Here is a 7201-nt window from a genome sequence, read left to right as displayed (position 1 = left end):
GGCCGGCCCCCTACTGCTTGACCCCGCCCTTGGCGAGGAACGCGAGCAGGTCCTGGCGGCTGACCACGCCGGTCGGCTTGCCCTCGACCAGCACGATGGCCGCGTCCGCCGAACCGAGCACGGTCATCAGGTCGCCGACCGGCTCACCGGAGCCGACCTGCGGCAGCGGCGCGGACATGTGCTTCTCCAGCGGGTCGTCGAGCAAGGCGCGCTGGGTGAACAGGGCATCCAGCAGCTCGCGTTCGACGACGGACCCGACCACCTCGGCGGCCATGACGTCCGGGTGACCGGCGCCCGGCTTCACGATCGGCATCTGCGAGACGCCGTACTCGCGCAGCACCTCGATCGCCTCACCGACCGTCTCGTCCGGGTGCATGTGGACGAGGGACGGAATCGCCCCGTGCTCCTTGTGGCTGAGGACGTCGCCGACCCGCGCGCTCGGTCCCTCGTCCTCCAGGAAGCCGTAGTCGGCCATCCACTCGTCGTTGAAGATCTTGCTGAGGTAGCCGCGCCCGCTGTCGGGCAGCAGGACGACCAGGACGTCGTCCGGGCCGAGCCGCTTCGCGACCTCCAGGGCGGCGACGACGGCCATGCCGCAGGAGCCGCCCACCAGCAGGCCCTCCTCCTTGGCCAGCCGCCGGGTCATCTGGAAGGAGTCCTTGTCGGACACGGCGACGATCTCGTCGGCGACGGTCCGGTCGTACGCGGTCGGCCAGAAGTCCTCACCGACGCCCTCGACGAGGTACGGCCGCCCGGAGCCGCCGGAGTACACCGAGCCCTCGGGGTCGGCGCCGATCACCTGGACACGGCCCTCACTGGCGTCCTTCAGGTAGCGGCCGGTGCCGGAGATGGTGCCGCCGGTCCCCACGCCCGCCACGAAGTGGGTGATCCGCCCCTCCGTCTGCTCCCACAGCTCAGGGCCGGTCGAGTGGTAGTGCGAGAGCGGGTTGTTGGGGTTGGAGTACTGGTCCGGCTTCCAGGCGCCGGGCGTCTCGCGGACCAGCCGGTCGGAGACGTTGTAGTACGAGTCGGGGTGCTCGGGGTCGACCGCCGTGGGGCAGACGACGACCTCGGCGCCGTACGCCCGGAGCACGTTGATCTTGTCGGTGCTCACCTTGTCGGGGCACACGAAGATGCACTTGTACCCCTTCTGCTGGGCCACGATGGCGAGGCCCACACCTGTGTTTCCGCTGGTCGGCTCGACGATCGTGCCGCCGGGCTTGAGCTCCCCGCTCTTCTCCGCCGCCTCGATCATGCGCAGCGCGATGCGGTCCTTCACGGAACCGCCGGGATTGAAGTACTCGACCTTGGCCAGGACGGTCGCCTGGATGCCCTCGGTCACGCTGTTGAGCCTCAGCAGCGGGGTGTTGCCGACGAGGCTGATCATCGAGTCGTGGATTTGCACCGTTGTCTCCGGAGCCGCAAAAGGGATGGTCGTAATGTCCAGCCAGCCTAAGCCCCGCCCTCACTGTTCTCTCCCCTGTTCACCTTCCGCCGGGATTGGCCGAGGGCAGGTACGGGGCAAGGAGTGGGTGTACGGGTACGAGGAGGTGGCGGCGACGCATGACGAGCATGTCCAGAGCAAGGGTGGCCCGCCGCATCGCGGCGGGCGCGGCGTACGGCGGTGGCGGCATCGGTCTGCTGGGCGCGGCGGCCGTGGGGGTGGTGCTGGCCGAGGTGCGGATGGCCAAGCGGATCGTGGGCAACGGGCACAGCCCGCACCCGCCGAGCGCGGAGGGCGTGTACGGCCACACGCACGGCAGCCGGTACGGGCGCGCGTACGGCTACGGCTCGTACGGCAGTTCGTACGACGTCCCTGACGATCCCCCGCTCCGGCTCGTCATGCTCGGCGACTCCACCGCCGCCGGCCAGGGCGTCCACCGCTCCCGGCAGACCCCGGGCGCGCTGATCGCCTCGGGGCTCGCGGCCGTCGCCGAGCGCCCGGTGCTGCTGCGGAACGTCGCGCTGCCGGGTGCCCAGTCGGACGACCTCGACCGGCAGGTGGCGCTGGTCCTGGAGGACCCGGCCCAGGTCCCCGACGTCTGCGTGATCATGATCGGCGCGAACGACGTGACCCACCGGATGCCGCCGACCCGCTCCGTCCGCCATCTCTCCGCGGCCGTACGGCGGCTGCGGACCGCCGGGGCCGAGGTGGTGGTGGGCACCTGTCCCGACCTCGGCACGCTCGAGCCCGTGCAGCAGCCGTTGCGCTGGCTCGCACGCCGGGCCTCGCGGCAGCTGGCGGCCGCCCAGACGATCGGAACCGTCGAACAGGGCGGCCGCACCGTGTCGCTGGGCGACCTCCTCGGCCCCGAGTTCGAACAGAACCCCCGGGAGCTGTTCGGCCCCGACAACTACCACCCCTCCGCCGAGGGGTACGCGACCGCCGCGATGGCCGTCCTGCCGACGGTGTGCGCGGCGCTGGGCCTCTGGCCGGCGGACGAGGAGCGGCCGGACGTCAGCCGCCGCGAGGGCTTCCTACCGGTGGCCCGCGCGGCCGCGGAGGCCGCGTCGGAGGCGGGTACGGAGGTGACGGCCGCGATGCCTACGGGGCCGCGTGGGCCTTGGGCTCTGCTGAAGCGGCGGCGTCGGCGGAGGGTTCCGGCGACGGACCCTGCGCCGACCGCTACGGCGGAGGCGCAGCCGGGCGCCTAGTAGCACGGGGCGCACTGTGATCGGGCGACTGCGGGTGCGTGGGGGCTGATCGCGCAGTTCCCCGCGCCCCTGAAAAGCAGGGGCTGCGCCCCTTGCTTCTCAGGCTCGCAGGGCCTGGTCTTTCAGGGGGCGCAGGGAACTGCGCGAGAAGCCCCACCGGACCCGCACTCGCCGACGAACCCCCACCCCCGAGACCCTAGGCGCCCAACCAAAAAGCAAGCGCTTAGAAAAGTGCGGTCGGAGTCACACCCTCATGCCCGTGACCCAGACCATACGTACGGGTAACTTCCCCCACAGCCCCGCTTTCCGTACGCATGCCAATGGAGCCGTGATGCCAGAAGCCGTGATCGTCTCAGCCGCCCGCTCCCCCATCGGCCGCGCTTTCAAGGGCTCGCTGAAGGACCTGCGCCCCGACGACCTGACCGCCACCATCGTCGCGGCCGCCCTCGCGAAGGTCCCGGAGCTGGACCCGAGGGACATCGACGACCTGATGCTCGGCTGCGGTCTCCCCGGCGGCGAGCAGGGCCACAACCTGGGCCGGATCGTGGCCGTACAGCTGGGCATGGACCACCTGCCGGGCTGCACGATCACCCGTTACTGTTCCTCCTCGCTGCAGACCTCCCGCATGGCCCTGCACGCCATCAAGGCCGGCGAGGGCGATGTCTTCATCTCGGCCGGTGTCGAGGTCGTCAGCAGCAGCGCGCGCGGCACCAGCGACATCCACACCGCCCGCAACCCGCTCTTCGCCGAGGCCGAGGCCCGCACCGAGGCGGTCTCCAAGTCGGTCGGCGCCTCCTGGCACGACCCGCGCGAGGACGGCCTGCTCCCCGACCCGTACATCGCGATGGGGCAGACCGCCGAGAACCTGGCCCGTCAGTGGGGCGTGACCCGGCAGGACATGGACGAGTTCGGCGTCCGTTCGCAGAACCTCGCCGAGGAGGCCATCGGCAAGGGCTTCTGGGAGCGCGAGATCACCCCGGTGACGCTGCCCGACGGCACGGTCGTCAGCAAGGACGACGGCCCGCGCGCCGGCGTCACCCTGGAGGCCGTGCAGGGCCTGAAGCCGGTCTTCCGCGAGGACGGCCTGGTCACCGCCGGCAACTGCTGCCCGCTCAACGACGGCGCCGCCGCCCTGGTGATCATGTCCGACACCAAGGCGCGGGACCTCGGCCTCACCCCGCTCGCCCGGATCGTCTCCACCGGCGTCTCCGGCCTCTCCCCCGAGATCATGGGCTACGGCCCGGTGGAGGCGTCGAAGCAGGCCCTGTCCCGCGCGGGTCTCACCGTCGACGACATCGACCTGTTCGAGATCAACGAGGCCTTCGCCGCCCAGGTGATCCCCTCCTACCGCGACCTGGACATCCCGCTGGACAAGCTGAACGTGAACGGCGGCGCCATCGCCGTCGGCCACCCCTTCGGCATGACCGGCGCCCGGATCACCGGCACGCTCATCAACTCCCTCCAGTTCCACGACAAGCAGTTCGGTCTGGAGACGATGTGCGTCGGCGGCGGCCAGGGCATGGCCATGGTCATCGAGCGCCTCAGCTGACCGAACGGCCCCGCGCGCGGCCGTGACCGCACGGACGCGCACCGTGATGCTGTGGCCCGGAGTCCCGGAATCCGTGGGACTCCGGGCCGTTTTGTGATCCAATCTCCCCCAGGATGTGACCTATCTCCCCCCGGAGAGCGATTTACGCAGCTCAGAGCCGTTTCACCACCGAACATCGGGGAAATTTCCCTGCCCGTTTCGTGACGTTACGCACTGACAGCTGGTTAGTCCGCCCTTCAAGCTGATGTAGGAAGTCGGGGGTCGACTTTGAACCGGGAGTACGTCAGTGAGCGCCATGCCGATCGCCTTGCTGCTCACCACGGCCGCCACCGCCGCCGTGGGCGTCGCCGTCCTGCGCACCCTCGTGGGTCTGCGCCGACAGGTCGCTGCCCTGCGCACCGAGCTGGCCGAGAGCCGGGCCGCCGGGCCGCGCGTCCTGGTGCCGGCCGCCCGTCCGGCCGCCGACACGGAGGAGATACGCGCCGCCGTCGCCGAGGCACTCGCCGAGGAGCGCGAGCGTGAGCTCGCCGAGGCGCGGGCTTTCTGGGCCGCCCAGGAGTCCCGTGACGTCACCGACACGCCTCCGCTGCTGGGTCTGCCCGAGAGTGACCTGTTCCTGCCCCGGCAGTCCGATTTCGCGGGCCTGGAACACCTGGAGCCGGTGATCGAGCCCGGTCTGGAGAGCGACGAGTTCGCCGGGGACTCCGCCGAGCTGGCCGCGGCCCGCCGCCGTCACCCCTCGCACCCCGATTTCGTCCCGGTGCAGTCGCCCGTCACCAACGACCACGAGCGCACGGTCGCCTGCCTGGAGGACCTCGCCGCGTCCCGCACCGAGCTGGCCGACGTCCGCCCGGGCCCCCTGGGGACCCTCGACGTCTACGTCTTCGCCGACGGCACCACCCTGTGCATGACCCCCGGCCACCGCGAGACCGCCGAGCGCCTCGCCACGGCCCTCCAGACCGGCCACGTCCCCGTCCTCCTGGGCGGCTCGGGCATATCCGGCGCCTACACGCTCACCTTCGAGTGCGGCGAGGACATGGTCTACATCCTGGCGGACCGGGTCATCGCGTCGCTGTAGCGACCACACTCTCAGGGGCTACCGGGACGCCTCCTCCCCCGCCGAGCGAGGGGCGCCCTGAAGGGGCGCGGGAAACTGCGCGAGAGGCCCCACCGGACCCGCACCCGCCGACGAACCCGCACCCCCGAGCCGGTAGGCGCCCGGCGCACCCCGTGGGGGCCCGCCTCACACCCCGGCCCGCCGCTGAGCCTCCTCCACCAGCGCCACCGCCTCCGCCAGCGCGTCCTCGTCCCCCAGCGCCAGAGCGAGATCGTTCCCGGCGACGGTCACCTGGTCGGCCGCCGCGAACATACCCGCGTCCGGCATCTCGTGAAACGGCCCCTCGGGCGTCTCCAACCGCTGCGCGCGCAGTGCCAACTCCCTGGCCAGCGCCAGCGCCTCCGCGGCGGCGCTCCGCTGGAGCCGGCTCTGCGGGGCCGCCCGCAGCCGGTCGGCGAAATGGTCCACGGCACGGGTCAACGGCGTCGTATCAAGCACGCCGCGAGAGTACGCGCCTCGGCCGGACTGTTGCCAACAGGCCGCCACTCAGGCAACGTGACCTGAAGGACCGGCTTACATTCCCTTTCGTCCGGAGGCGCCGATGTCCCAAGTCTTCTCCGAGGAGACCCATCGCAACCTGCTCGCCCGCATCCCCCATTGCACCGGTCGTGAAGTCTCCGACTGGATCCGCAAAGTCGACGAAGGCCCCGCTCTCTTCAATTTCGAGGAGAAGGTCAGCTGGCTCCGGCACGAGTACGACCTCGCGTACGGCCACGCCAAAGCGATCATTCACGAGTACGACCTGAGGAGGGCCGCGCGGAAGCTCCGGTGAAACCGCCGAGAACCTACGAAGGGCCCCCGAACCGCGAGGTTCGGGGGCCCTTCCACGAGGGGGCCGGGGTCAGTCCCGGCCGCCGCTCGTCACTCCTAGTCGTCGCCGCTGAAGATGGCGACCAGGCGGAGCATCTCGATGTAGATCCACACGAGGGTCATGGTCAGGCCGAACGCGGCCAGCCAGGCCTCCTCGCGCGGGGCACCGTAGGCGATGCCGTCCTGGATCTGCTTGAAGTCCAGGGTCAGGAAGAACGCGCCGAGCAGGATCGCCAGGATGCCGACGATCGCGCCGATCGGGCCCATGCTGCGCAGTCCGCCGTCGGGGGCGAGCCCGAAGACGACGAGCAGCAGGTTGACCGCCATGACGAGGATGAAGGCGATCGCGATGGTCATACCGATGCGGGCGTACCGGGCGGTGACCCGGATCCAGCCCGCCTTGTAGACCAGGAGGGTCGCTCCGGAGACGGCCATGGTGCCGAGCACCGCCTGGAAGGGCGCGCCCTCCCACTGCGAGTTGAACATCTCGCTGAGCACGCCCAGGAAGACGCCCTCGAAGGCGGCGTACGTCAGGATCAGCGCGGGCGAGGCCTTGCGCTTGAAGGACTGCACCATCGCCAGGACGAAGGCGATGAGCGCGGCGCCGATGGCCAGGCCGTAGCTCGTGGGCGACACCGGCAGGAGGGCCCAGGCGAGGACCGCGCCGACGACGACCGTGCCGAGCGTCATGGCCGAGCGCATGACGACGTCGTCCATGGTCATGCCGCCCGTGCGGGCCGGGGCCTGCGGCGGGGTGCCGTGCTGGACGCCCTGCTGGGCGTACGGGTTCGTCGCGTACGGGTTGCCGCCCTGCTGGGCGTAGGGGTTGCCCTGGGTGCCGACAGCTGCTCCCCCGGCCTGCGGCGCGGTGTTGAAGCCCGCGTAGCCGTTGTCGCGGCTGAACCCCCGTCGCGAGAAGACCGGGTTGCTGCTCCTCATTTCACTCCTCCATGGCCACCCTGCGTGGCCTTGGCTCAAGAGTAATAGGTAGGCAAAGGATTGACTCTACTGCTTGGGAAGGATCTTTCCCCTGCCCTGACATCGAACACGCTACGCGTCTCCCTGATTCC

7 protein-coding genes are annotated in these 7201 nt (G+C 70.6%); 4 read left to right on the top strand and 3 right to left on the bottom strand.

Translation table 11 applies throughout. The annotated features are described in order from the left end of the window. Positions 1-10: 10 nt before the first annotated feature. A complete protein-coding gene (locus P1P70_RS36875) occupies positions 11-1405 on the bottom strand; it encodes a cystathionine beta-synthase (RefSeq protein WP_319245545.1) in 1395 nt (464 codons plus the stop codon). A gap of 158 nt (positions 1406-1563) precedes the next feature. On the opposite strand from P1P70_RS36875, the gene P1P70_RS36870 reads away from it, so the two are divergent. The 3 genes from P1P70_RS36870 (at position 1564) to P1P70_RS36860 (ending at position 5282) form a co-directional block, all read left to right on the top strand. Beyond that, positions 1564-2655 carry an SGNH/GDSL hydrolase family protein gene (locus P1P70_RS36870; protein ID WP_319245543.1) on the top strand — a complete coding sequence of 364 codons (1092 nt, stop codon included), beginning with the start codon at positions 1564-1566 and terminating at the stop codon, positions 2653-2655. A 331-nt stretch (positions 2656-2986) separates the two neighbouring features. Next, entirely contained in the window at positions 2987-4204 is a 1218-nt protein-coding gene (locus P1P70_RS36865) for an acetyl-CoA C-acetyltransferase (protein WP_319245541.1), read from the top strand. Positions 4205-4499: 295 nt separating this feature from the next. Beyond that, positions 4500-5282 (top strand): hypothetical protein, encoded by a 783-nt coding sequence (locus P1P70_RS36860; protein ID WP_319245546.1) that lies wholly within the window; start codon positions 4500-4502, stop codon positions 5280-5282. Positions 5283-5447: 165 nt separating this feature from the next. Here P1P70_RS36860 and P1P70_RS36855 read toward each other — a convergent pair whose 3' ends face one another. Continuing rightward, positions 5448-5759, bottom strand: coding sequence for a hypothetical protein (locus tag P1P70_RS36855; protein ID WP_319245539.1), 312 nt, complete (start codon positions 5757-5759; stop codon positions 5448-5450). Positions 5760-5862: 103 nt separating this feature from the next. Here P1P70_RS36855 and P1P70_RS36850 point away from each other — a divergent pair, with 103 nt between their 5' ends. Then, entirely contained in the window at positions 5863-6093 is a 231-nt protein-coding gene (locus tag P1P70_RS36850; protein WP_033524870.1) for a DUF4287 domain-containing protein, read from the top strand. Positions 6094-6188: 95 nt separating this feature from the next. Here the strand turns inward: P1P70_RS36850 and P1P70_RS36845 are convergent, their stop codons facing one another. Beyond that, a complete protein-coding gene (locus tag P1P70_RS36845; RefSeq protein ID WP_319245537.1) occupies positions 6189-7070 on the bottom strand; it encodes a Bax inhibitor-1/YccA family protein in 882 nt (293 codons plus the stop codon). Between the last annotated feature and the right edge of the window lie 131 nt (positions 7071-7201).

The organism is Streptomyces sp. MB09-02B, from assembly GCF_033794485.1.
GTDB lineage: Bacteria > Actinomycetota > Actinomycetes > Streptomycetales > Streptomycetaceae > Streptomyces.
The sequence above is the reverse complement of the archived record's forward strand: the minus strand, read 5'-3'. Positions and strand labels throughout refer to the sequence as shown.

What these genes read in the sequence shown, in the direction of transcription:
- P1P70_RS36870 (WP_319245543.1), top strand. Translation starts at nt 1,564, where the DNA reads ATGACGAGCATGTCCAGAGCAAGGGTGGCCCGCCGCATCGCGGCGGGC.
- P1P70_RS36865 (WP_319245541.1), top strand. Translation starts at nt 2,987, where the DNA reads ATGCCAGAAGCCGTGATCGTCTCAGCCGCCCGCTCCCCCATCGGCCGC.
- P1P70_RS36860 (WP_319245546.1), top strand. Translation starts at nt 4,500, where the DNA reads ATGCCGATCGCCTTGCTGCTCACCACGGCCGCCACCGCCGCCGTGGGC.
- P1P70_RS36850 (WP_033524870.1), top strand. Translation starts at nt 5,863, where the DNA reads ATGTCCCAAGTCTTCTCCGAGGAGACCCATCGCAACCTGCTCGCCCGC.
- P1P70_RS36845 (WP_319245537.1), bottom strand. Translation starts at nt 7,070, where the DNA reads ATGAGGAGCAGCAACCCGGTCTTCTCGCGACGGGGGTTCAGCCGCGAC.